Source organism: Aeromonas sp. ZOR0001 (assembly GCF_000801015.1).
Classification (GTDB): Bacteria; Pseudomonadota; Gammaproteobacteria; order Enterobacterales; family Aeromonadaceae; genus Aeromonas; species Aeromonas veronii.
Map to the genome: position 1 here is coordinate 1 of NZ_JRJY01000012.1, position 522 is coordinate 522.

At 61.1% G+C, this 522-nt stretch carries 1 protein-coding gene; it reads right to left on the minus strand.

Translation table 11 applies throughout. The features are described from left to right. Positions 1-385 (minus strand): plasmid recombination protein (locus tag L972_RS02100; protein WP_047434929.1); only part of this gene is annotated, 385 nt, incomplete at its 3' end. Between the last annotated feature and the right edge of the window lie 137 nt (positions 386-522).

Here is a 522-nt window from a genome sequence, read left to right on the forward strand (position 1 = left end):
ACGCCGACATTTGGGGGGTCTTCTCGTCCAGGTGAATCGACGATCCCAGGATGTTTTCCCGTCCGTACTTCTCGGCCAGCCAGTCCATCGAGCTCTGGTAGAAGTCCGCTTTCCGGCCGGAATCGGCATTGATCCACCACTCCGGAGACGCACTCAGGACGTACTCGATAGCGAGCACCGCATCCTTGCGCCGCGTCTCCGGCAGCTTCTCCCGCAGTTTGCCCATCGCCTCGTCTGTGGAACGGGCGGCCATGTGCATGTTGTGCCGGAGTCTCTCGGGGTCTGCATTGGGGGTGTCACGCTCCCGAAAGCAGTGCTTTAGGGAGGCTGCAACCGAGCCCATCCCCGATAGTTTCTTGCAGCGCATGATGGCAAAGGCGGCCATGTGTCTTCCCCTCTTGGTGGACTGTCGGAGAGGCCAGAGGGGGGCGACAGCATGGCGACCTCCGGAGGGCCTCTTGACAAGCAAGAGTACTCACTAGACTTTACTTCGTAAAGTCGCTCGCTCCGGCAGGGTGCCGG